Source organism: Polymorphospora rubra (genome assembly GCF_018324255.1).
GTDB lineage: Bacteria > Actinomycetota > Actinomycetes > Mycobacteriales > Micromonosporaceae > Polymorphospora > Polymorphospora rubra.
On record NZ_AP023359.1, the window covers coordinates 5381002 to 5403867 of the forward strand.

The window sequence follows — 22866 nt, forward strand, 5'->3', positions numbered from 1 at the left end:
GTGGGCACGCCGGGTACGGCCACCGGCGCCGGTCGGATCGCCGGCGCCGCCGCGCTGATCGCCGTCCTGACCGTTGCCAGCCGGCTGGCCGGGTTCGCCCGTACCGGGGTGTTCACCTGGGTCGTCGGCGACACCGACCTCGGCGGCGTCTACGTGATCGCGAACACCGTCCCCAACATCATCTTCGAGATCGTGGCCGGCGGGGCGCTGGCGAGTCTCGTCGTACCGCTGCTGGCGGGGGCGATCGCGGCCGGTGACCGGGGCGCGGTCGCGGCGACCACCGGCGCGCTGCTGACCTGGACGGTCACCCTGCTGGTGCCGCTGGCGGTGGTCGTCGCCGTGTTCGCCGCGCCGATCGTCGCCGCGATCGCCAACGACCCGACCCCCGCCGAGGTCGCCGTCGGCGCCCGGATGCTGCGGATCTTCGCCCCGCAGCTGCCGCTGTACGGCGTCGGGATCGTGCTGACCGGTGTGCTGCAGGCGCACCGGCGGTTCGCCTGGCCGGTCATCGCCCCGCTGCTGTCCAGCGTCACCGTCATGACCGCCTACCTCGTCTTCGCCGGCACCCAGGGCCGCGGCGTCGACATCGCCGGCGTCGACCTGGCCGGCGAGCTGATCCTCGCCGTCGGCACCACCGCCGGGGTGGTCGTCCTGTCGCTGTCGCTGCTGATCCCGCTGCGGGCGCTGCGGCTGCGGCCGACACCGACGTACGCGTTCGACGCCGACGCCCGGCGTCGCGTCGGCGGGCTGGCGGTCGCCGGCGCGGTCACCGTCGCCGGGCAGCAGGTGGCCCTGCTCGTGTCGCTGAACCTGGTCTCCGGCGGGGCGACCGGCGTCGCCGCCGTCGTGCCGTACCAACTGGCCCAGACGATGTATCTGCTGCCGTGGGCGGTGCTGGCGGTGCCGCTCGCGGTGGCCGCCTATCCGACGCTGGCCGCCGCGCACAGCACCGGCGACGACGACGGCTACCGGGCCACTCTCGCCCCGACGGTCCGGCGGGTGCTGCTGCTGAGCGCGCTCGGCGCCGCCGCGCTGACCGCCGTCGCCCGCCCGGTCGCCCAGTTCTTCTTCACCGGCGTGGCCGCCGAACAGACCGCCGCCGGCATCGTCGGGTTCGCCCCCGGACTGCTCGGCTACGGCCTGTTCGCGGTGCTGTCCCGGGCGCTGTACGCCCGCGGCGACACCCGGGCCGCCGCGGTGGCGACCGGGCTCGGCTGGCTCGCCGTACCGGCCGCCGCCGTACTGCTGGCCGCGGCGCTCCCCGACGACCAGCGGGTGCCGGCCGTGACCGGTGCCAACTCGGTCGGGATGGTGGTGCTCGGCGCGGTACTGGTCGTCGCCGTCGCCCGGCGGGCCGGGCCGGGCACGGTTGCCGGCCTGCCCCGGGCCGCGGGCGTCGCCCTGCTCGCCGGCGGCCTGGCCGCGCTGGCCGGTACGGTGGTGGTCAACCTGCTGGCCGGAGCCGGCCCGAGCCTCTGGCCTGCGGCGGACGCCGGCGGCGCCACCCCGACGCAGACCGGTGCACTGCTTCAGGGCATGCTTGCCGGAGCCGTCGTGGCGCTCGTGTTCTCCGGTGTCGCCTACCCGCTGGACCGTCACGACCTGCGGCCGATGGTGGCGGCGGTCGGGCGCCGGCTGCGCGGGCGCCGCCGCGACGGCCCCGACCGGCACGACGACGCAGAGGGGACGGATCCGCGGTGACCGAGGCGGACGCAACGGTTACGCCCTTCACGGGCGCGGTGGCGCTCGTTCTCGCCTCCAGCACCGGCGGCGTCGGCCAGCACGTCGCCTCCGTCGCCCGCGGACTCGTCGACGGCGGCGCCGCCGTCACGGTCTGTGGTCCCGGCGCCACCGAGGAGCAGTTCCGGTTCACCGCGGCCGGAGCCCGCTTCATCGCGGTGGAGATCCCGGCCAACCCCACCCCGGCCGACGGCCGGGCCGTCGCCGCGCTGCGCCGGGTGCTCGCCGGACCGGTCGACGTCGTACACGCCCACGGGCTGCGCGCCGGCCTGGTCGCCGCGCTGGCCCGCCCGGCCCAGCCGCTCGTCGTCACCTGGCACAACGCGGTCCTCGCCACCGGCCTGCGCGGGCAGGTGTCGAGGCTGGTCGAGCGGGTCGTCGCCCGCGCCGCCCGGGTCGGGCTCGGCGCGTCGCAGGACCTCGTCGACCGGGCCCGCGCGCTCGGCGCCCGCGACGCCCGGCTCGCGCCGGTCGCCGCGCCCGCGCTGCCCGCGCCGCGCCGCAGCCGGGCGGCCGTACGCGCCGAGTTCGCCGTCGCCGCCGCCCAGCCGCTGATCGTCTCGGTCGGCCGGCTGCACCCGCAGAAGCGGTACGACATCCTCGTCGACGCCGCCGTCCGCTGGCGGTCCCTGGACCCGCCGCCGGTCGTGGTGATCGCCGGCAGCGGACCCAGCTACATCCAGCTCGCCGCCCGGATCTCCGCGGGCCGGGCCCCGGTCACCCTGCTCGGCCACCGCACCGACGTCGCCGACCTGCTCGCCGGCGCCGACCTGGCCGTGGTCACCAGTGACTGGGAGGCGCGGCAGCTGTTCACCCAGGAGGCGTTGCACGCCGGGGTACCGCTGGTCGCGACCGACGTCGGCGGCATCCCAGAACTCGTCGGCGACGCCGCCGTGCTGGTGCCGCCCGGCGACGTCGACGCCGTCGACGCGGCCGTACGCGACCTGCTCGCCGACGACGACCGCCGCGCCGACCTGGGCCGGCGTGGCCGGCGGCGGGCGGAGACCTGGCCGCGGGAGGCGGACACCGTCGCCGCGCTCGCGGCCGTCTACACCGAACTGGTGCCCGCCACCGGGACGGGTGTGACCGGCCGGGCGACCGGCGACGGCGGCACGTCCGGGGGGCCCGCCTGATGCTGCGCCGCGTCCTGCCGATCCTGCTCACCGCCCTGGTGGTGGTCACCGCGATCGCGGCCCTGGTGGTGCGGCCGGCCACCGGCGCGCCGCAGGGCACCGCCGACTACGCCGTCGTCGTCGGGGTCGCCGGGCTGCGCTGGGACGACGTCAGCCCGGAGAACACCCCCACCCTGTGGGCGATGGCCGAACGCGGCTCGATCGGCTCGCTGGCCGTGCGCTCGGCCCGTAAACCGACCTGCCCGGTCGACGGCTGGCTCACCCTCGGCGCCGGCAGTTACGCCGCCTGGGACGCCGATGCCGTCATCGGGGAGTGCCCGCCGCCGGACGTGGTCGTCGAGCAGCCCGACGGCATCGGCGCCAACCTGCCCGACCAGCGCACCGCGGTCCGCTACAACCAGGAGCGGCTGCCGTGGGGGACCATGCCGGGGGCGCTGGCCGAGTCGATGCGCTGCACCGTCGCGGTCGGCCCGGGCGCCGCCGTCGCCGCCGCCCGCCCGTTCGGCCGGGTCGACCGGTACGAGCCGGAGCTGCCCGCCGACCCGGGCGACCTGCTGGCGTCGTGCGTACTGAGCATCGTCGACCTCGGCACCGTCAGCGGCGAGGATCCACAGGAGCGGGCCACCGCCGCCGCCCGCGCCGACGCCGAACTGGCCCGGGTCCTCGACGCCCGGCCGGACCGGTCGCTGGTGCTGGTCGCCGGGGTCTCCGACACCGACCAGTCGTCGCGGCTGCACGTCGCGGTCGCCGACGGGCCGGGCTGGGAGGCGGGCTGGCTCACCTCGGCCAGCACCCAGCGCGACGGCTATCTGCAACTGGTCGACATCGCCCCGACCGTCGTCGCGGTGCTCGGCCGGCCCATGCCGGAGCGGCTGTTCGTCGGCCATCCCGCCAGCAGCGTCGTCGGCCGGCCCGCCGACCTGCCCGAGGCGGTCGTAGGCCCCAACGACGCCGACCGGGAGGCCCGGGCCCAACGGACCGTCGCCGACTGGTTCTTCGGCCTGCTCGCCGTCTTCCAGGTGCTGCTGGCCGTCGTCGTGGTGCCGCTGCTGCGCCGGGCCCGGCCACACGGCGGGCCACCCGGTCCGGCGCCGATTCCGGCGCGGGTCGTGGCCGTGGTCGAGGTGCTGCTGGTCGCGGCGGCGCTGGCGATCCCGGCCGCGCTGCTCGCCGACATCGTGCCCTGGTGGCGGGCCGGGCACGCCGGACTGCTCTTCGGCGCGGTCGCGCTGGTTACGCTGGCGCTGGCGACCGCGGTGGTGCGGTTGAGCCGGCCGTACCCGACCACGCTCGGACCGATGGGGACGGCGGCGACGATCGCGGCCCTGGTGGTCGGCGTCGACGTGCTCACCGGCGCCCGGCTCCAGCTCAACGGCGTCACCGGCTACTCGGCGCTGGAGGGCGGCCGGTACGCCGGTGTCGGTGTCGTCGGTCTGGGGGTCTTCGTCGCCGGGGTGCTGTTGGCCGCGGGCTGCCTGGCCCAGCAGGTACGGCGTACGTGGCGGCCGGCGGTCATGGTCGCCGTCGGCGGGATCGGCGTGGTCGTCGTCGGCAGCCCCTATCTGGGCGCCGACCCGGTGGGTGCGGTCGCGTTGACCGCCGGGGTCGCCATCGCCGCCGCGATCAGCACCGGCGGCTGGCTCAGCCTGGCCCGGGTCGCCTGGGCGACGATGGCCGGGCTGGCGGTCACCGCCGGGTTCGCGGTGATCGACCTGCGCCGGCCGGCCGCCGAGCGGGGCAGCCTCGGCCGGTTCCTCAGCGCGCTCGGCGACGGCACGAGCGGGATGACCGTGCAGCGTACGGCCACGGCGAACGTGGAGGCGCTGGTCGGCAGTTCGCTGACGGTGATCGCGCTGGTCGGCGCGGTGCTGGTCTGGTTCGCGCTGCTGCGTACGTGGGGTGGTCTGAAGCGGCTGTTCGGCATCTACCCGGCGGTCCGGGCCGGCATGGGTGGGATCGCGGTCGCCACGGTCATCGGCGGGGTGATGAGCGGCTCGGCGTTCAACGTGGCGGGTGCGGCGGCGGCGTCGACGGTGCCGTTGGCGGCGTTGGCGGCGCTGCGGGTGCTCGGCCATTCCGCCGACCGGACCCGGCCGCCGGTGCTGCCGCTGGTGGACGGTGCGGAGGCGGCGGCCGTTCGCGATTCCGGCGGTACGGGCGTGGTCGCGCCCGGTCGGGCGGCGGGGTCCGCCGACGACGGTCCGGACGGGCCGCGGCCCGACGCCCCGACCAGGGACGTTCCGGTCGGATCACCGTGAGCGACGGCCCTGACCTGCCGCGAGGCGGGCGCGAGGGGACCTGTCCGAGGTGTTAGGGTGGAATCCCGTGGATGGCGTGATCACATTCCTGATCCGCTGGTCTGCATGACTGCAACAGACGACCACGGGAGCAGGCGTTGGCCCCTTCAGCACGGACGACCAGGCACATTTTCGTCACCGGGGGCGTGGCCTCCTCGCTCGGAAAGGGCCTGACCGCCTCCAGCCTCGGAAACCTCCTCACCGCCCGTGGGTTGCGGGTCGTGATGCAGAAGCTCGACCCGTACCTGAACGTGGACCCGGGCACGATGAACCCGTTCCAGCACGGTGAGGTCTTCGTCACCGACGACGGGGCGGAGACCGACCTCGACGTCGGGCACTACGAGCGGTTCCTCGACCGGGACCTGTCCGGCAAGGCGAACGTGACCACCGGCCAGATCTACTCGGCGGTGATCGCCAAGGAGCGGCGCGGCGAATACCTCGGCGACACGGTGCAGGTCATCCCGCACATCACCAACGAGATCAAGGCCCGCATCCTGGCGATGGGCGAGCCGGACGAGGACGGGCGAACACCCGACGTGGTGATCACCGAGGTCGGCGGCACGGTCGGCGACATCGAGTCGCTGCCGTTCCTGGAGGCGATCCGGCAGGTCCGCCACGACCTCGGCCGGGACAACTGCTTCTACCTGCACGTGTCGCTGGTGCCCTACCTGGCGCCGTCCGGCGAGCTGAAGACGAAGCCGACCCAGCACTCGGTGGCCCAGCTGCGCAGCATCGGTATCCAGCCGGACGCGATCGTGTGCCGCTCGGACCGGGAGATCCCGGACAAGCTCAAGCACAAGCTGTCGCTGTACTGCGACGTGGACCGCGAGGCGGTCATCGCCGCGCCCGACGCGCCGAGCATCTACGACATCCCGAAGGTGCTGCACCGCGAGGGCCTCGACGCCTACGTCGTACGCCGGCTCGGGCTGTCGTTCCGCGACGTGGCCTGGAGCGGCTGGGACGACCTGCTGGAGCGGGTGCACCACCCGCACCACACGGTGACGGTGGCGCTGGTCGGCAAGTACGTGGACCTGCCCGACGCCTACCTGTCGGTCAGCGAGGCGATCCGGGCCGCCGGGTTCCACCACCGGGCGCGGGTGCAGCTGCGGTGGGTGCCGAGTGACGACTGTGTCGACCCGGCCGGGGCGGCGGCCGCGCTGTCCGGTGTCGACGGGATCGTGATCCCCGGCGGGTTCGGTGTCCGCGGCATCGAGGGCAAGGTCGGCGCGGCCCGCTTCGCGCGCGAGAACGGCGTGCCGATCCTCGGGCTGTGCCTCGGTCTGCAGTGCATGACGATCGAGGTGGCCCGCCACCTGGCCGGTCTGGACGGCGCGAACTCGCTGGAGTTCGACGACCGGGCGGCCCACCCGGTGATCTCGACCATGGCAGACCAGACCGACATCGTCGCCGGCAAGGGTGACCTGGGCGGCACGATGCGGCTGGGGGCGTACGACGCGAAGCTGGCCGAGGGGTCGATCGTCGCGCAGGCGTACGGCGCCACGAAGGTCAGCGAGCGGCACCGGCACCGCTACGAGGTCAACAACGCCTACCGGGACGCGTTGACCGGGGCCGGGCTGCGGATCTCCGGCACCTCGCCGGACGGCCGGCTGGTGGAGTTCGTCGAACTCGACCGCGACCTGCACCCGTTCTTCGTGGCCACGCAGGCGCATCCGGAGCTGAAGAGCCGGCCGACCCGGCCGCATCCGCTGTTCGCGGCGTTCGTCGGCGCGGTGGTGACGTACGCGTCGGCCGACCAGCTGCCGGTCGACCTGGTCGGTCCGCGTGACACGCGGACCGGTGCCGAGGCCGCGGAGCCGGCGGCGGTGCCGGGTGCGGTCGACCCGCGCAGCGGGGCCGCCGCCGACGGGTCGGTGGAGTTCGCCGGCCGCAACGGTGCCGCGAAGCCGGCGAAGGCCGGCAGGTGAGCACGCCGGACGGCGGACACGTCTTCGAGGTCCGGTCCAGCGTCGAACGGTTCCACGGGCCGGTGTTCTCGGTCGTCACCGACGAGGTGACGATGCCCGGTGGCGGGGTCGCGGCCCGCGACTACGTACGGCACGTCGGCGCGGTCGGTGTGGTCGCGCTCGACGACGACGGCAGGGTGGTGCTGCTCCAGCAGTACCGGCATCCGGTGCGGCGGCCGCTGTGGGAGCTGCCCGCCGGGCTGATCGACGTGCAGGGGGAGGGGCTGCCCGAGGCGGCGCTGCGCGAGCTGGCGGAGGAGGCCGACCTGCGGGCCGGCCGGATCGACGTGCTCGTCGACCTGCACACCACGCCGGGCTGTTCCAACGAGCTGATCCGGGTCTTCCTGGCCCGCGACCTGACGCCGGTACCCGACGGGGAGCGGCACGTGCGGCACGGCGAGGAGGCCACCATGCGGCTCGCCCGGGTGGACCTCGACGAGGCGGTGGCGATGGTCTTCGCCGGCGCGGTGACGAACGCGGCGGCGGTGGGTGGTCTGCTGGCGGCCGCGCGGGCCCGGGACGCCGGGTGGGCGCCGCTGCGGGCGGCCGACGCGCCGATGCCCGGGGCCGGTGCCGACGAGCGGTAGGGGCGACTACAGCGGGGTTCGCGCCCCCGGGGGTCGACGGTTTCGGCCGTCACCCCCGGGGGCGTGTCGCGTCAGTCCCGCAGGGGGCGCCCCTGCGCGTCGGTGCCGCCGTTGACAAGGATGAGAATGCCGTCGATGAGGCCCCAGAGCGAGCCGAGACCGCAGGTGATGAGGGTGACGACGAGCTGGAGTACGCCGGTCTTGGTGTCGCCGATGTAGAACCGCCCGACGCCGAAGCCGCCGAGGAAGATGCCGAGCAAGCCGGCCACCAGCTTGCTTTTGTCCGAGTAGCCGCCGGCCGCGCCGGGGTACTGACCCGGGTATTGAGGGTTAGTCATGAGGCGGGAGCATAGTGATCTAGCCTCTCCGTGTCAGTGTGGAAATGCGGCACGTTTCCTGAATTGTTAAGAAGATCCCAGTACGGTTCATGTCGGATGGGCGACGCGAACGCCCGTGACCTGCCGCAAAGGGCTTGCCGACGGGCCGTCCCCCGCCCGGGTGGCGACACCCCGACCCGGGTAACAAGATGTCAGGCGACGGGGCGGTTGGATACCAGCCTGATGCCCGACCGGCGCAGGCTATCGGTTCTAGACTGCCGCGGTCAGGTTCGGCGCAGACGGGCAACGAGGCGCGTCCGCCGCACGGATTGAGGGGTGTGCGTTGTGAAGGTCGGAATCCCGCGCGAGATCAAGAATCACGAATACCGCGTGGCGATCACCCCGGCGGGGGTCCACGAGTTCACCCGCAACGGCCACCAGGTCTACGTCGAGAGCGGCGCCGGCCTCGGCTCGTCGATCACCGACGACGAGTTCGCCGCCGCCGGTGCGACCATCGCCGCCAGCGCCGACGAGGTGTGGCAGACCGCCGAACTCGTCCTGAAGGTCAAGGAACCCATCACCGAGGAGCACCACCGGATGCGCCCCGGCCAGGTGCTGTTCACCTACCTGCACCTGGCCGCCTCCAAGGAGTGCACCGACGCCCTGATCGACCGCGGCGTCACCGGGATCGCGTACGAGACCGTCGAACTGCCCGACCGGTCGCTGCCGCTGCTCGCCCCGATGTCCGAGGTCGCCGGCCGGCTCGCCCCCCAGGTCGGGGCGTACCACCTGATGCGCCCCGGCGGCGGACGCGGCGTGCTCATGGGCGGCGTGCCCGGCGTCTACGCGGCCAAGGTCGTCGTCATCGGCGCCGGCGTCTCCGGCATGAACGCCGCCGCCATCGCGCTCGGCATGCAGGCCGAGGTGCTGCTGCTGGACAAGAACATCGCCCGGCTGCGCGCCGCCGACGCCGACTACCGCGGCCACCTGCAGACCGTCGCCTCCAACGCGTACGAGATCGAGCGGGCCGTCATCGACGCCGACCTGGTCATCGGCGCGGTCCTGGTGCCCGGCGCCAAGGCCCCGACCCTGATCTCCAACGAACTGGTGTCGCGGATGAAGCCCGGCAGCGTGCTGGTCGACATCTCCATCGACCAGGGCGGCTGCTTCGAGGACTCCCGCCCCACCACCCACGCCGACCCGGTCTACAAGGTCCACGACTCGCTGTTCTACTGCGTGGCCAACATGCCCGGCGCGGTCCCGCACACCAGCACGTACGCGCTGACCAACGTCACCCTGCCGTACGCGCTGGAACTGGCCAACCGCGGCTGGCGCGAGGCGCTGCGCCGCGACCCGGCCCTCGCCCTGGGCCTGAACACCCACGACGGCCAGGTCACCTACGGGCCGGTCGCCGAGGCGCACGGCATGGCCACCCGGCCGCTCGCGGAGGTGCTCGCCTGACGGCGTCGACCACGGCCGCGCAGGCCGGTGACCGGCCACCGCCGGCGCCGGCCCTGCGGCGTGCGGTCCGCACCTACCTCGACCACCTGACCGTCGAACGCGGACTGTCGGCGAACACCCTCACCTCGTACCGGCGGGACCTGGACCGCTACCTCGACACGCTCGCGGCCGACGGCGTCGACGACCTCGCCGCGATCGGGCCCGCGCAGATCGCCGCGCACGTCGCCCGGCTGCGCGAGGGCGACGCCGACCACCCGCCGCTGTCGGCGGCCTCCGCCGCCCGGGCCGCCAGCGCCGTACGCGGGCTGCACCGCTTCGCCGTCCGCGAGGGCATCGTCGGCCACGACGCCAGCCGCGACGTACGCCCGCCGGCACCGCCCCGCCGGCTGCCGAAGGCCCTCGACGTCACCGAGGTCGTCGCCCTGCTGGAGGCCGCCGGCCCGGACGGCCCCGACCCCGGCCCGCTGTCGCTGCGCGACCGGGCCCTGCTGGAGTTCCTGTACGGCACCGGCGCCCGGATCTCCGAGGCGGTCGGTGCCGCCGTCGACGACCTCGACCTGCCGGCCGGCACCGCCACGCTGCACGGCAAGGGCGGCCGCACCCGGCTGGTGCCGATCGGCGGCTACGCCGTGGCCGCCCTCGACACCTACCTGGTGCGGGCCCGGCCCGGCCTGGTCGCCGCCGGCCGGGGCACCCCGGCGGTGTTCCTCAACGCCCGCGGCGGGCCGCTGTCGCGGCAGAGCGCCTGGACGATCCTGCGCCGGGCCGCGCGACGTGCCAACCTGCCCGTCGACGGGCCCCGGGCGGTGTCACCGCACACCCTGCGTCACTCGTACGCCACCCACCTGCTCGACGGCGGCGCCGACGTCCGGGTGGTGCAGGAACTGCTCGGCCACGCCTCGGTGACCACCACCCAGGTCTACACCCTGGTGACCGTCGACCGGCTACGTGAGGTGTACGCCACGTCCCACCCCCGCGCCCGCGGGTGACCACCGGCGTAACCGGCCCGGTGACCACGGGCGGAACCCGAATCACCGGAGTGTCGACACGCCGACCCGGTACCGGCGGAGGGCCCCGGACGTGGCGTACAGTCGCAGGCGGCGCGAGCGTCGTCGGTGGTGGCAACGGGAGGCTCGCCACGCCGTGAAGGTCACCACCGGTACGAAGGTGACACCGCAACGACGGTGGCACCGGACCCCGGGGGTGCGGGCACGGCGGCGGGGTGCTCCTAGGCTCCGTTCGGGGCCGACGCGCGGCGGTCGTCGGGAGGGGGCGTGACGTTCAATGGCTGGCAACGGTGACCGGGCCGAGGCGTGGACCTCCAGCCTCCGAGAGCAACAGTCCGGCCTGGACCTCGGCGCCGAACTCGGCCCCGCCGACCCGGCCGCCTACACGATGCGCAAGCCGATCCCGGAACCGATGCCCACCGACCGGCACGGCCCGGCCCGCATCATCGCGATGGCCAACCAGAAGGGCGGCGTCGGCAAGACCACGACGACGATCAACCTGGGCGCCGCGCTGGCCGAATACGGCCGCAAGGTCCTGCTCGTCGACTTCGACCCGCAGGGCGCCCTGTCCGTCGGCCTCGGCGTCAACCCGCACAACCTCGACCTGTCGGTCTACAACCTGCTGATGCAGGACGACGTCACCGCCGAGGACGTCCTGATCAAGACCGATGTCGCCGGCCTGCACCTGCTGCCGGCCAACATCGACCTGTCGGCGGCCGAGATCCAGCTGGTCAACGAGGTCGCCCGGGAGATGGCGCTGGCCCGGGTGCTGCGCTCGATCCGCAAGGAATACGACTACATCCTCATCGACTGCCAGCCGTCGCTGGGCCTGCTCGCCATCAACGCGCTCACCGTCGCCCACGGCGTGCTCATCCCGCTGGAGTGCGAGTTCTTCAGCCTGCGCGGCGTCGCGCTGCTCCTGGACACCATCGACAAGGTGCGCGAGCGGCTCAACTTCGACCTCGAACTCGAGGGCATCCTCGCCACCATGTACGACAGCCGCACCACCCACTGCCGGCAGGTGCTGCAACGGGTCGTGGAGGCGTTCGGCGACAAGGTCTACCAGACCGTCATCACCAAGACCGTCAAGTTCCCCGAGTCGACCGTCGCCGGCGCCCCGATCACCACACTCGACCCGGCCTCGTCCGGCGCCCGCAACTACCGGCAACTCGCCCGCGAGGTGATCGCGCAGCAGTCCGCCCGTTGACCACAGCGGAGGCCCCGATCACAGTGCACTACGGTCAGCAGATGACCGCCCCCGACGCCGTACCCGCACCGCCGCCGGGCACCGGCCCGCCGGCCGGGCCGGGCACCGACGAGGCCGGCACCGGATTCACCGTACGGCTGGAGAACTTCACCGGCCCGTTCGACCTGCTGCTGCAACTCATCGGCAAGCACAAACTCGACGTCACCGAGGTCGCCCTGCACCGGGTCACCGACGAGTTCATCGCCTACATCCGGGCGATGGGCGACGAATGGGACCTCGACGAGGCCAGCGAGTTCCTGCTGATCGCCGCGACGCTGCTCGACCTGAAGGCGGCCCGGCTGCTGCCGGCGGCCGACGTCGAGAACGAGGAGGACCTCGCCCTGCTCGAGGCGCGCGACCTGCTCTTCGCCCGGCTGCTGCAGTACAAGGCGTTCAAGGAGGCCGCCGCGCACATCGCCGAACTCGAGGCGGTCGGCGCCCGCCGCTACCCGCGGGCGGTCACCCTCGAGGACCGGTACGCGCAGGCGCTGCCCGAACTCGTCCTCGGCATCGGCCCGCAGCGGCTGCTGAAGCTCGCCGTCAAGGCGATGACCCCGAAACCGGTGCCGGTGGTGTCGATCGCGCACATCCACCAGGTCCGGGTCAGCGTCCGCGAACACGCCGCGATCCTGCGCGACCGGCTACGGCTGGCCGGCACCGCGACCTTCGACGTGCTGTGCGCCGACTGCGAGTCGACGCTGGAGGTGGTGGCGCGGTTCCTGGCCCTGCTCGAGCTGTACCGCGAGGGCCTGGTCGACTTCACCCAGGTGCAGGCGCTGGGGAGCTGACCGTGCGGTGGGCCGGCGGCCAGGACGCCGGCGCCGACCTGGACATCGACGAGTACGCCGGCAGCCCCGCCGACCCGGCCCCGGGCGACGACCCGGCCGCGGGCAACGACCTGGCCGCGGGCGACGGCCCGGCCGCAGGCGACGGCCCGGAGGCCGCGGCGCCGGTCGGTGGTGGCGTCGACGGGCGCGGTGGGAAGGAGTCGCGGTGAACAGCGACGAGCGCCGGGAGTCACTGGCCGAACAGGCGGCCGCGTGGGTGCCGCCGTGGGAGCGGGCCGCCGCCCCCCGCGAGACCGACGAGCCGGCCGACAGCGCTCCAGGCGACGACGTTCCGGGCGACGGGGGAGCCGACGACACGCCTGCGGGCGCCGGCGACGGGCCGGCCGACGCCGTACCCGCCGACGAACCGACGGGCCTGCCCGCCGGGGCCCGCCCCGGCACCGACGTCGACGCGGACCCCACCACCGGCACCGCGACCCGGCCGACCGGACCGGTCGAGACACCCGAACCCGCCGTCCCGGCCGTACGGGACGAGCCCGCGGTGCCGGACGAGCCGGTGCCGGCGGTGCGGGACCGGCCCGCGGTCGAGGACGGGCCGCCGGCCGGTGAGCCCGAGGCGACCGGCCCCGGCGGAGACACCGCGCTGGCCGCCGAACCCGCCGAACCCGGCCCGCCGGCGCAACCGGCCGCCGGACCGGAGCCGGCGGTGCCCGTACCGGGAAAGAAGGGCAACCGGACCGCGGCGCGCGACCGGCGACCCGAACCCGAACTGCCGGCACTCGCCGACGACGCCGAGCTGCGCGCCGCCCTGGAGGCGATCCTGCTGGTCGTCGACCAGCCGGTCGCCGACGTCGTCCTCGCCCAGGTGCTGGAGCAGCCCACCGCCCGCGTCACCGCCACGCTGACGCGGATCTCGGCCGACTACACCGCGGCCGGACACGGCTTCGACCTGCGCCGCGCCGCCGGCGGCTGGCGGCTCTACACCCGGCCGGAATACGCCCCCTACGTCGAACGGTTCGTGCTCGACGGGCAGTCCGTCCGGCTCACCCAGGCCGCGCTGGAGACCCTGGCCGTGGTCGCCTACAAGCAGCCGGTGACCCGGTCACGGATCTCCGCCATCCGGGGTGTCAACTGTGACGGGGTGCTCCGTACCCTGGTGACACGCGGACTCGTCGAGGAATGCGGCACCGAGTCCGAAACCGGGGCGTTCCTCTACCGGACGACCGTGCTGTTCCTGGAAAAGCTGGGACTCGACACGGTCGACCAACTGCCGCCGCTCGCCCCGTTCCTGCCCGACGACGTGGAAGAGATAGCCGATGCCCAGCGATGAGACCCGCGGCCCCGAACGCCTCCAGAAGGTGCTCGCCGCCGCCGGGGTGGGATCCCGCCGCGCCTGCGAAGACCTGATCTTCCGCCGCCGGGTCACCGTCGACGGGCGGGTGGCACAACTCGGCGACAAGGCCGACCCGAGGGTCGCCGAGATCCGCGTCGACGGCGAACGACTGATCACCGACACCCGGCTGGTCTACCTGGCGATGAACAAGCCGCGCGGCGTCGTCTCGACCATGGACGACGAGAAGGGCCGCACCGCACTCGCCGACTTCCTCGACCGGGTCGAGGAACGCGTCTACCACGTCGGGCGGCTCGACGCCGACAGCGAGGGACTGCTGCTGCTCACCAACGACGGGACGCTGGCCAACAAGCTCATGCACCCGTCGTACGGGGTACAGAAGACCTACCTGTGCGAGGTGGCCGGCCCGGTGCCGAAGAACCTCGGCAAGCGCCTGATGGCCGGCGTGGAACTGTCGGACGGACCGGCGAAACTCGACGCGTTCCGGGTCATCGACAGCCTCGGCCGCACCACCCAGGTCGAGGTCACCCTGCACGAGGGCCGCAAGCACATCGTCCGGCGGCTGCTGGACGAGGTCGGCCACCCCGTCTCCCGGCTGATCCGCACCTCGATGGGGCCGATCCGGCTCGGCGACCTGCGGCCGGGCCGCAACCGCCGGCTCACCAACGCCGAAGTCGCCGCCCTCTTCAAGGCCGTCGGCGACTGACCTCCACCACCCGGCCGCCGGCCGGCTGCCCTCGTGCCCCGCTGACGTGCGGCGACACCGCCCGACCGACCCCCGGCGCCCGCCCGGCAACCGACAGCCGGTGGCCGGCGTCGGTGCGTCCGGCGTACCGGGGCATGATGGACCAGGGAAACGGGCAGTCCGTAGGTGTCGGAACCGGCGAGTCCGTGGATGTCGAGGGTGACGAGGAGGAACGGTGGCGGAAAAGGTACGGGCCGGGCGGTGTGTGATCGCCCTGGACGGGCCGTCCGGTTCGGGGAAGTCCACCGTCTCCCGCCGGCTGGCGGACGCGCTCGGCGCCCGCTACCTCGACACCGGCGCGATGTACCGGGCGGTCACCTGGGCGGTGCTGCGCAGCGACGTCGACCCCCAGGACGCCGACTCGGTCGCGAAGGTGGCCGCCGAACTCGACCTCGAGATCGGCACCGACCCGCACGTCCCGCACGTACGCGTCGACGACACCCCGGTCGAGACCGACATCCGCGGCCCGGAGGTCACCGCCGCGGTGTCCGCGGTGTCCGCCGTACCCGCGGTCCGCAAGCTCATGGTCGGCCGCCAGCGGGAGATCATCGCGGGGGCCGGCTGGATCGTCGTCGAGGGGCGTGACATCGCCTCCGTGGTGGCGCCCGACGCCGAGCTGAAGGTCTACCTGACCGCGTCGGCCGACGCCCGCGCGCGGCGGCGCAGCACCGAGTACGCGACCGACGTCGACCTCACCGCCGCCGACCTGGCCCGCCGCGACCGGCTCGACTCCACGCGCGCCGCCGACCCGCTCCGGCAGGCGGTCGACGCCGTGGAACTCGACACCACCGAGATGGGCATCGACGAGGTCGTCGCATACCTCCGCCAGCTCGTGGCCACCAAGGTGTCACTGTGAGCGGTTTCGCGGCGTGTGGTGCCGCATGGGGACGGAGCGAAGGTATGGGTGGGTTCGGGCGTCGTCATGCGTCCGCTGAGCGGAGCGGGGCTGACGGGTGACCGAGCGGAGCGAGGGATTAGGTGGGTTCGGGCGTCGTCATGCGTCCGCTGAGCGGAGCGAGGCTGACGCATGACCGAGCGGGATGAGTGGGTCGAGTTGGGCGAGTGGGTCGAGATGGCGGAGCCGGAGGAGGCCGAAACCGGTGAGCCGGTCGGGCCGGTGCCGGTCGTCGCCGTCGTCGGACGGCCGAACGTCGGCAAGTCGACCCTGGTCAACCGGATCATCGGACGCCGGCAGGCGGTCGTCGAGGACACCCCCGGGGTGACCCGCGACCGGGTGCCGTACGACGCCCAGTGGATCGGCCGGCAGTTCACCGTCGTCGACACCGGCGGCTGGGAACCCGACGCCAAGGACCGGGCCGCCGCGATCGCCGCGCAGGCCGAGATCGCGATCGGCACCGCCGACGTCGTGGTCTTCGTCGTCGACGCCGTCGTCGGCTCCACCGACGTCGACGAGGCCGCCGTACGGATGCTGCGCCGCAGCGCCAAGCCGGTGCTGCTGGTCGCCAACAAGGTCGACAACGCGGCGCTGGAGGTCGAGGCGACGTCGCTGTGGTCGCTCGGGCTCGGCGAACCGCACCCGGTGTCCGCCCTGCACGGCCGCGGCTCCGGCGACCTCCTCGACGCGATCATCAAGGCGATGCCGGAGGCGCCGCCGGTCAGCGAGCCGGGCGTACGCGGCCCGCGCCGGGTCGCCCTCGTCGGCCGGCCGAACGTCGGCAAGTCGAGCCTGCTCAACCGGGTGTCCCGGGAGGAGCGGGCGGTCGTCGACTCGGTCGCCGGCACCACCGTCGACCCGGTCGACAGCCTGGTCGAGATGGGCGGCCAGCCCTGGCAGTTCGTCGACACCGCCGGGCTGCGTAAGCGGGTGAGCCAGGCCAGCGGCACCGAGTACTACGCCAGCCTGCGTACCGCCGGCGCGATCGAGGCGGCCGAGGTCGCCGTCGTACTCCTCGACGCCAGCGAACCGATCAGCGAGCAGGACCAGCGGATCCTGACGATGGTGATCGAGGCCGGCCGGGCACTGGTCATCGCCTTCAACAAGTGGGACCTGGTCGACGCCGACCGGCGCTACTACCTCGACAAGGAGATCGACCGGGAGCTGAAGCGGATCCCGTGGGCGATCCGGGTCAACGTCTCGGCCAAAACCGGCCGGGCGGTCGAGAAGCTCGCACCGGCGCTGCGTGCCGCCCTGGAGAGCTGGGAGACCCGGGTGCCGACCGGGCAGCTCAACCAGTGGCTGACCGCACTGGTGCAGGCGACCCCGCACCCGGTACGCGGCGGCCGGGCGCCCCGGATCCTGTTCGCGACCCAGGCCGGGGTGGCCCCGCCGCGGTTCGTGTTGTTCACCACGGGGCCGCTGGACGCCGGCTACCAGAGGTTCGTCGAGCGCAAGCTGCGCGAGGAGTTCGGCTTCGCCGGCAGCCCGGTCGAGGTCTCCGTACGCCCCCGCAAGCGCCTGGGCCCGGGTGGCCGAGGCAAAGCCCACGGCTGACCCTCCCGCCCTTCTGTACACCGCCCTGGCCCTTGATCCGCGTGATCAGGGACCAGGGCGGGCGTGTCTGCGTACCGCCTCCTTGAGCATCCTGATCAGGGAGGCGGTGTCCCGGTTCTACACCTAGCCTCCTAGGATGCTCTAGGGGGTGTGGTGTGGGTCGGTAACGTGCGGCGCGCAGAGGGGATGCGGATGCGCGCGGCCGAACGGGTCTGCGCTACGCTGTACCGGCTGCCGCAAGGGGGACCATGCGACAGCAACGGGACGTGGCGCAGCTTGGTAGCGCACTTGACTGGGGGTCAAGGGGTCGTCGGTTCGAATCCGGCCGTCCCGACAAACAAAAAGCCCTGACCAGCGACAATGCTGGTCAGGGCTTTGACTTTCTTCTATGAGGTTTTGAACCGCCCCCGAATACCCCCGATTACCCAGGGCGGCAACCACGTTTGTCATCGGTGTGCATCGCCGTGTGGTGCTGGTGTGGGTCGGCCGTCCGGGGCGGCGCCGAGGCGTTCGAGTACGTCGGAGACGTCCGGTGCTTGGATGGGCTTGGCGATGTAGTAGGTGTCGGTGACCTCTTCGCTGGAGTGTCCGAGCTGGGCCGCGGCGCTTTGGTGTCCGTCTCCTGCTTGATGAGGGTGGCGACGGTCTTGCGGAAGGTGTGTGGGGTGACCCAGGCGAGGTCGGTGTCGGCGCGGGCCTGGCGCCACTGGCGGCGGACGTTGTTGGGTGACAGCCAGGTGCCGCGGCGGGAGGCGAAGATCGCGTCGTGGGGGTTGTCGGCGGCGGCGAGTTTGCGGTCCAGGATCATGCCGACGGCGAATCGGGGGAGGACGACCATCCGGTAGCCGGCGTCGCTTTTGGTCCAGGGCTGTCGGAAGAAGCCTTTGCCTTTGACGAAGACCAGCGTGCCGCGGATCGTCAGGGTTGGTCGTTCGGCGGCGAGGTTCAGGTCTTCCCAGCGCAGGGCGAGGATCTCGCCGATGCGGGCGCCGGTGGCGAGCATCAGGTCGACGATGTCGGCCAGGTCGCCGGTGTGTCGAGGTCCGGGCTTGCCGGGGATCGGTCGTTGCCAGTCGCGGATCGCCGTGCGGACGGCCTGGAGGTGTTCGTCGGAGAGGGCTACGACGGTGCGGCGGGGTTTGCGTAGCCGGCCGGTGTCGCGTATGGGGTTGGTGGGGATCGCGCCGTGGCGTACGGCCAGTGCGAACATCTGGCCCAGGACGACCTTGGCGCCCTTGGCGGCCGAGGGGCGGTCCTTGGCGATGTCGCGTAGGAACCGGTCCAGGCGTCCGACGCTGGCTTCTCGGATCCGGAGGTTGCCTAGGGCGGGCAGGATCGCGGTGCGCACGCTGGTCTCGTATCGGTGGATGGTCTGTGGTGCGATCCGTTCCTCTGTGGTGATCTCTTCGATCCATAGTTCGGCGAGTCTGGTGACGCGGGTCTCCCGGGTGATCTCGTCGTCGTTGGGGGTGGTGCGGTCGCGTAGCTTGACCTTCAGGGCCCGTTCGGCGGCGGGTCCGGTGGTGTCGGTGGCCTCGATGTCGCGGGTCTTGCCGTCGTAGTCGCGGAACCGGGTCCGTGCGCGGAACCGGTTGGGTCCCAGCTTTTCGGTGCGGATTCTGCCCCAGGTGCCGATGGGTAGTTCGGGTCGGGCCATGGCTCACCGCTCCGCGTCGGTGTGGTTGTCGAGCCAGCGTTCGACTTCGCTGCGCCGGTAGCGCAGGGTGTTGCCGACGCGGATGGCGCGGGGTCCCTTGCCTCGGCTGTGCCAGGCGTAGAGGGTGTTCTTCGGCTTGCCCAGCCAGGCGGCGAGGTCATCGATGGTCAGCAGTGGATCAGGCCGCCAGTCGGGGACAGCCGGGCCGTTCATCGCCGGCCTCCCTTGTTGGCCGCACCGCGCCGCTGGCGCGGTGCGGTGCGGCCGGTGGATGGCCGGTGACTGGTGGCATCTGCTGGCACGGATCCGGGGTCGGATTGCGGGTGGGGCGGGCATGGATCGGATTTCCTTTCGGGATTCCGGCCTGGCCGGGGCCGGGGGCCGGTGGCGCTGCCGCTGCTATGGACGGTTGCGAAATGCGCCAGCTGTGGATGTCGATCCACCCGTTGCCGCGCAGGGGTGTCAAGGTTGTTGCCGATCCCTGTCGTGGTGGGATGCTGTGGAATCTGCGGCCCGTGCCGGCGGCAGTTCCTGTCCTGACTCTTCAGGTCGTTGGTCGGCGGGTGAGGGGTGCCTCCGAGGTATCTGTCCGGCGTTTGTGCGATACCCCGCGAGCTCGTTGGGGCGGTGAACGGGCGGGAGTGCTTCTGGCTGAGCGGATCGCTTGTCGGGGCTTCCTGCGTGGGTTCGATGTGGTTTCGGGGATTCTGAAGCGTTTGCACGGTGGTTGGCCTTTCGGCTGTGTCGGTGAGGTGGGTGCTTGGGTTGGCGCTGGCAGCGGTGCGGGCCCTTCGGCAGCCGGGACCGGTGCCAAAGGTCGAGCTGTTGAGGTTCGGAACTGTCGTGCTGGCGAACACGGAAGCGGCCGGCGCGGAAGGCGCCGGCCGCCGATGGTTCCGGGGCCGGAGTTGAGGTGGGTGTCGGATGGCCGGCTGCCGGTCCGGGACATGCGAAGTTTCTGTACGTCTTCAAGGCGGCCCGAGACGGGCCGCCCGGCCGCCGTCTGGACGCGCGTCCGTTGCTTCGCTGGCGCTCAGAGTCCGGCCACGCAACACGCCCGACGGCTGGCGCGGAAGCGGAAGGCCCAAACGGGCCGCCGACGACGGCGCCGGATTTTCGGAGTGGTTGGGGTGGGCCGGCCGGCAGCCGGCCACGACTGGGACCAGGCCGACGCGCCCGACGACCCGGTCGGCGTCGACGAGCGGGGTTGGGCTGGCGTTCCTCGCCGACGCCGGCGTAGACCCGCTGACCGAGGCCCGCCATCGCAGCGACCGCCACCCGGCCCCCCCGCCTGGCCGCCGTATCGGCGATCTACGCCTGGATGATCGCGAAGAGTTGTCCGACCGGGCCAACCCGGCCGCGATCGACCCCAAGTGCAAGCCCCGGGTCAACCCGCACCGCACCACCACCTCCGGCCTGTCCCGTGAGCAGGCGATGGCGCTGCAGGGCACTGCCGACGCCGACACCGGCCCGCAGGCAGCCCGGACCGCCGCGATCGTCGGGCTGCTGCTGTACACCGGCATCCGCGTGAGCGAGTTGGTCGGCGCCGACGTCGACCAGCTCGGCCACGACGGTGGCCACCGGGTGCTCCGGTTCACCGCCAAGGGCGACGACCCGCACCTGGTCGTGCTGCCGCCACCGGTGACCCGTCGCCTCGACGCCTACCTCGCCGGCCGGGCGGACCTGGCCGGCGACCGGCTACCGGTGCCCGTCGGCGGTGCCGGCGCCCGGGAACGGCGGCCGCTGGTCGTCACCGACAGCGGCCGACGCCTGGACCGCGGCGCCGTCTGGCGGCTGCTGCGCCGGCTGGCCAAGACCGCCGAGATCCCCGTCGTGATCAGCCCGCACGTGCTGCGCCATACCTGCGCCACCCTCGCCCGCGACGCCGGCGCCCGCCTGGAGGACATCCAGGATCAACTCGGCCACGCCGACGCCCGCACCACCCGCCGCTACGACCACGGCGGCGCCCGACTCGACCGCGCCCCGGCCTACACCCTCGCCGGATACCTCAGCTGATGGGACCAGTCGCACCAGCCGTCGAAAGTAGTGTCGCCGTCGCTCGGAGTGGATGCGGCAGACTCTGCCGATGATCGCGCCGGCTACCTACCTACGGCGTGGCGGATGTGTCAGGTCCGGGTGGGCGAGGGTTGGGGTCGGTGGTGGCGAGGGCTACAAGGTGTTGCAGCGCTGCGACGTGGGAGCGGAGAGCCCTACGCCCTGCCTTGGTGAGTGACAGCCACGTCCGCGGACGGCGGCCGATGTGACCTTTGCGTATTGCGACGTAGCCAGCGGACTCGAGTGCTGCGGCTTGCTTTGAGAGCACGGAATCACTCAGTCCGCTGGCATCCCGCGCGGTGCCGAACTCCAGTTCGGTGGCAGATGCAAGGACCGCCATGATCGATAGCCGGGTTGTGGTGTGAATGATGGGGTTGAGCTCCCCCGCCGCCTGGCTCACCAGCGCCCCTCCGCGACGCGCTTCTGATAGATCGCAGCGACGCGGCCAGTCGTCAGATGGGCGGCCACGACGGCGACGAGCCCAAACGCCATTCCGGCAAGCGTGAACGGAAGTGGGATTGCCGATGCCTGGAGCCAGAGCCCAAGTAGCGTAGCGAGTACATAGAGGACGGCGACGCTGGCGAAGGCGACGACGGCGATGCGGGGGCCGAAACCAGCGGGCAGCGGCCTGCCTCTCCGCCAGGCGATTCGACTAAAGACGATCCAGGTCGCCAGTGAACCGAACATGACGAGTTGACGCAGGAACCATCCTGCGTTCCAGGTCGACAGGGGAATGTCGTTGCCCGCGCCGAAGGCGGTCGCCAGGGCGCAGGTGAGCACGAGGTACCACAACGGCAACCGCAGTCGGGCCGCCGTCGCTCCCAGGTGAAGACGCTTCTGAGTCTCGGCCAGCTTGTCCGCTGCGTCCGCCGCGGTGTCCTTGTCGTTCACATCGACCTCCAGACGGAAAATACTTTCCATCTGGAAACTACATTCCGTGCGAAGAACCCGCAAGCCTTCTGGTGATCAGTGGCGCAGCTGTCGGCGGCCGCCCTGCCTGCGCAGGGCGGCCGCCGAGGTGTTCGCGGGGAGCCGTCGATTCCGGTCAGCTCAGGGGATCAGGAACTCGCCCAGCCGATGCAGTAGCTGACGGCGAAGCCGTAGGCGCCGGCAGCACCGGTGAGGCAGACGAGGCAGCCTGCCCCGGCAGAGATGGCGCAACCGATGCCGCAGGCGATACCGATGCCGGTAATGGCCCAGCCCGGTACGGCCATGATGTTGGACAGGCAGTACTGGAAGTCGTCCCACCAGCTCTGAATGGTGATCGGATTGTTTGCGCTGGGGGCAGGGCTGTGGGCCGGCGTGGTCGCGCCGGTGGCGTCAATGAGAACATTGGCCTTCAGTTCGCCGTTGAGCCAGACGGCAACGGTGCCAGAGGTTGCGCTCTTTTCCTGGTAAACGGCCTCCAGGGTCCCGGCCACAGCGCCCTTCGCATCGAACACAACGGTTAGTCCGCTGGGCTTGACGAGCGAGCCGACGTAGGGCAGGAAGATCGACCGCTCGCCGGTCTTGCTCAGCCAGACCTTCGCGTCCGCGCCGGCGATCGTGGCCCCGGCCGGAAGGTGGACCGTGAGGCGGCCGGCGGCCACCTCGTCGCGGACCTGAGAGACAGCCGCCGCGCCGGCGGCCGACGAATCCTCGGTGAAGGTGGCGTTGAAGTCCTCCAGTCCCGAGACCAGCTTCTGGCTGGCCTCCCGCGCGTCGGCGGGTCCGGCGGTCATCAGGGTCTGGCCGACCCCGACGCTAGTGTTGGCGTAAGAGGGTGCGGCGCTGAGAGTCATCGTCCCGAGCGCTAGGACCAAGACCGCGGCGGAGCGCGCGGTCAGCCGGCCCAGGCTGGTGCGAAATAGGCGCATTTCTGATCCTTTCGATACGATTTCGTCAAGCGCGAGCACCGCTCCAGTGTGATAACAGCCCAGCACCTGACGGCAACGTCAAATATCGCGGCATCCACGAGTGGAGTCGCGAAGAATTAGGCCCAGCCAGAGGAAGGCGGGCCAGCAGATTGGGCATCAGTGCAACGAGTCGACCCCAGTGCCTCCATTCCCCCGTGAATAGCAATGTGA

16 protein-coding genes, 1 tRNA gene and 4 pseudogenes are annotated in these 22866 nt (G+C 72.5%); 15 read left to right on the plus strand and 6 right to left on the minus strand.

Going from position 1 to position 22866, the window contains the following annotated elements; translation table 11 throughout:
- From murJ to Prubr_RS24430, 5 genes and pseudogenes are all read left to right on the plus strand, one after another.
- On the plus strand, positions 1-1701 hold the full coding sequence (gene murJ, locus Prubr_RS24410; protein WP_212817205.1) for a murein biosynthesis integral membrane protein MurJ: 1701 nt from the start codon (positions 1-3) through the stop codon (positions 1699-1701).
- Positions 1698-2873 carry a glycosyltransferase family 4 protein gene (locus Prubr_RS24415; RefSeq protein WP_212817207.1) on the plus strand — a complete coding sequence of 392 codons (1176 nt, stop codon included), beginning with the start codon at positions 1698-1700 and terminating at the stop codon, positions 2871-2873. The genes murJ and Prubr_RS24415 overlap by 4 nt, the downstream gene beginning before the upstream one ends.
- Positions 2873-5101 (plus strand): annotated as a pseudogene (locus Prubr_RS24420) (hypothetical protein); the annotation flags it as partial. The gene Prubr_RS24415 and the pseudogene Prubr_RS24420, both read left to right, overlap by 1 nt.
- Before the next feature lie 167 nt (positions 5102-5268).
- Positions 5269-6993, plus strand: a pseudogene (gene pyrG / locus Prubr_RS24425) (CTP synthase); the annotation flags it as partial.
- A 98-nt stretch (positions 6994-7091) separates the two neighbouring features.
- Positions 7092-7721, plus strand: a complete 630-nt coding sequence (locus Prubr_RS24430) for an NUDIX domain-containing protein (RefSeq protein WP_246567579.1) — start codon at positions 7092-7094, stop codon at positions 7719-7721.
- A 71-nt stretch (positions 7722-7792) separates the two neighbouring features.
- Here the strand turns inward: Prubr_RS24430 and Prubr_RS24435 are convergent, their stop codons facing one another.
- A complete protein-coding gene (locus tag Prubr_RS24435) occupies positions 7793-8059 on the minus strand; it encodes a TM2 domain-containing protein (RefSeq protein ID WP_212817211.1) in 267 nt (88 codons plus the stop codon).
- 324 nt (positions 8060-8383) lie between these two features.
- Here Prubr_RS24435 and ald point away from each other — a divergent pair, with 324 nt between their 5' ends.
- From ald to Prubr_RS24480, 9 genes and pseudogenes are all read left to right on the plus strand, one after another.
- A complete protein-coding gene (gene ald / locus Prubr_RS24440) occupies positions 8384-9499 on the plus strand; it encodes an alanine dehydrogenase (RefSeq protein WP_212817213.1) in 1116 nt (371 codons plus the stop codon).
- Positions 9496-10488 (plus strand): site-specific tyrosine recombinase XerD, encoded by a 993-nt coding sequence (locus Prubr_RS24445; protein WP_212828470.1) that lies wholly within the window; start codon positions 9496-9498, stop codon positions 10486-10488. The genes ald and Prubr_RS24445 overlap by 4 nt, the downstream gene beginning before the upstream one ends.
- Before the next feature lie 295 nt (positions 10489-10783).
- Positions 10784-11713: a ParA family protein gene (locus Prubr_RS24450; RefSeq protein ID WP_212817214.1), complete on the plus strand. Its 930-nt coding sequence runs from the start codon at positions 10784-10786 to the stop codon at positions 11711-11713.
- Positions 11714-11754: 41 nt separating this feature from the next.
- A pseudogene (locus Prubr_RS24455) lies at positions 11755-12749 on the plus strand (segregation and condensation protein A).
- A complete protein-coding gene (scpB, locus tag Prubr_RS24460) occupies positions 12746-13870 on the plus strand; it encodes an SMC-Scp complex subunit ScpB (protein WP_212817215.1) in 1125 nt (374 codons plus the stop codon). Before Prubr_RS24455 ends, scpB begins: the two are co-directional and overlap by 4 nt.
- Positions 13857-14597 (plus strand): pseudouridine synthase, encoded by a 741-nt coding sequence (locus tag Prubr_RS24465; protein ID WP_212817216.1) that lies wholly within the window; start codon positions 13857-13859, stop codon positions 14595-14597. Before scpB ends, Prubr_RS24465 begins: the two co-directional genes overlap by 14 nt.
- 214 nt (positions 14598-14811) lie before the next feature.
- The gene (gene cmk / locus Prubr_RS24470) at positions 14812-15492 is read left to right on the plus strand and encodes a (d)CMP kinase (protein ID WP_212817217.1); all 681 of its coding nucleotides are present in this window, start codon (positions 14812-14814) and stop codon (positions 15490-15492) included.
- A gap of 171 nt (positions 15493-15663) precedes the next feature.
- A complete protein-coding gene (gene der, locus Prubr_RS24475; protein ID WP_212817218.1) occupies positions 15664-17088 on the plus strand; it encodes a ribosome biogenesis GTPase Der in 1425 nt (474 codons plus the stop codon).
- 260 nt (positions 17089-17348) lie between these two features.
- Positions 17349-17422 (plus strand) — tRNA-Pro (locus Prubr_RS24480).
- 112 nt (positions 17423-17534) lie between these two features.
- On the opposite strand, the pseudogene Prubr_RS24485 reads toward Prubr_RS24480, so the two are convergent.
- Positions 17535-18745: pseudogene (locus Prubr_RS24485) on the minus strand (tyrosine-type recombinase/integrase).
- 3 nt (positions 18746-18748) lie between these two features.
- On the minus strand, positions 18749-18958 hold the full coding sequence (locus Prubr_RS24490; protein WP_212817220.1) for a helix-turn-helix transcriptional regulator: 210 nt from the start codon (positions 18956-18958) through the stop codon (positions 18749-18751).
- A 1122-nt stretch (positions 18959-20080) separates the two neighbouring features.
- Between Prubr_RS24490 and Prubr_RS24495 the strand changes: the two genes are divergently transcribed.
- On the plus strand, positions 20081-20761 hold the full coding sequence (locus Prubr_RS24495; protein ID WP_212817222.1) for a tyrosine-type recombinase/integrase: 681 nt from the start codon (positions 20081-20083) through the stop codon (positions 20759-20761).
- A gap of 91 nt (positions 20762-20852) precedes the next feature.
- On the opposite strand, the gene Prubr_RS24500 is transcribed toward Prubr_RS24495, so the two are convergent.
- From Prubr_RS24500 to Prubr_RS24510, 3 genes are all read right to left on the minus strand, one after another.
- Positions 20853-21140: a winged helix-turn-helix domain-containing protein gene (locus Prubr_RS24500; RefSeq protein ID WP_212828471.1), complete on the minus strand. Its 288-nt coding sequence runs from the start codon at positions 21138-21140 to the stop codon at positions 20853-20855.
- 56 nt (positions 21141-21196) lie between these two features.
- Complete coding sequence (locus tag Prubr_RS24505) at positions 21197-21721, minus strand: hypothetical protein (RefSeq protein WP_212817224.1); 525 nt, start codon at positions 21719-21721, stop codon at positions 21197-21199.
- A 137-nt stretch (positions 21722-21858) separates the two neighbouring features.
- Positions 21859-22695 carry a hypothetical protein gene (locus Prubr_RS24510; protein WP_212817226.1) on the minus strand — a complete coding sequence of 279 codons (837 nt, stop codon included), beginning with the start codon at positions 22693-22695 and terminating at the stop codon, positions 21859-21861.
- Positions 22696-22866 lie beyond the last annotated feature (171 nt).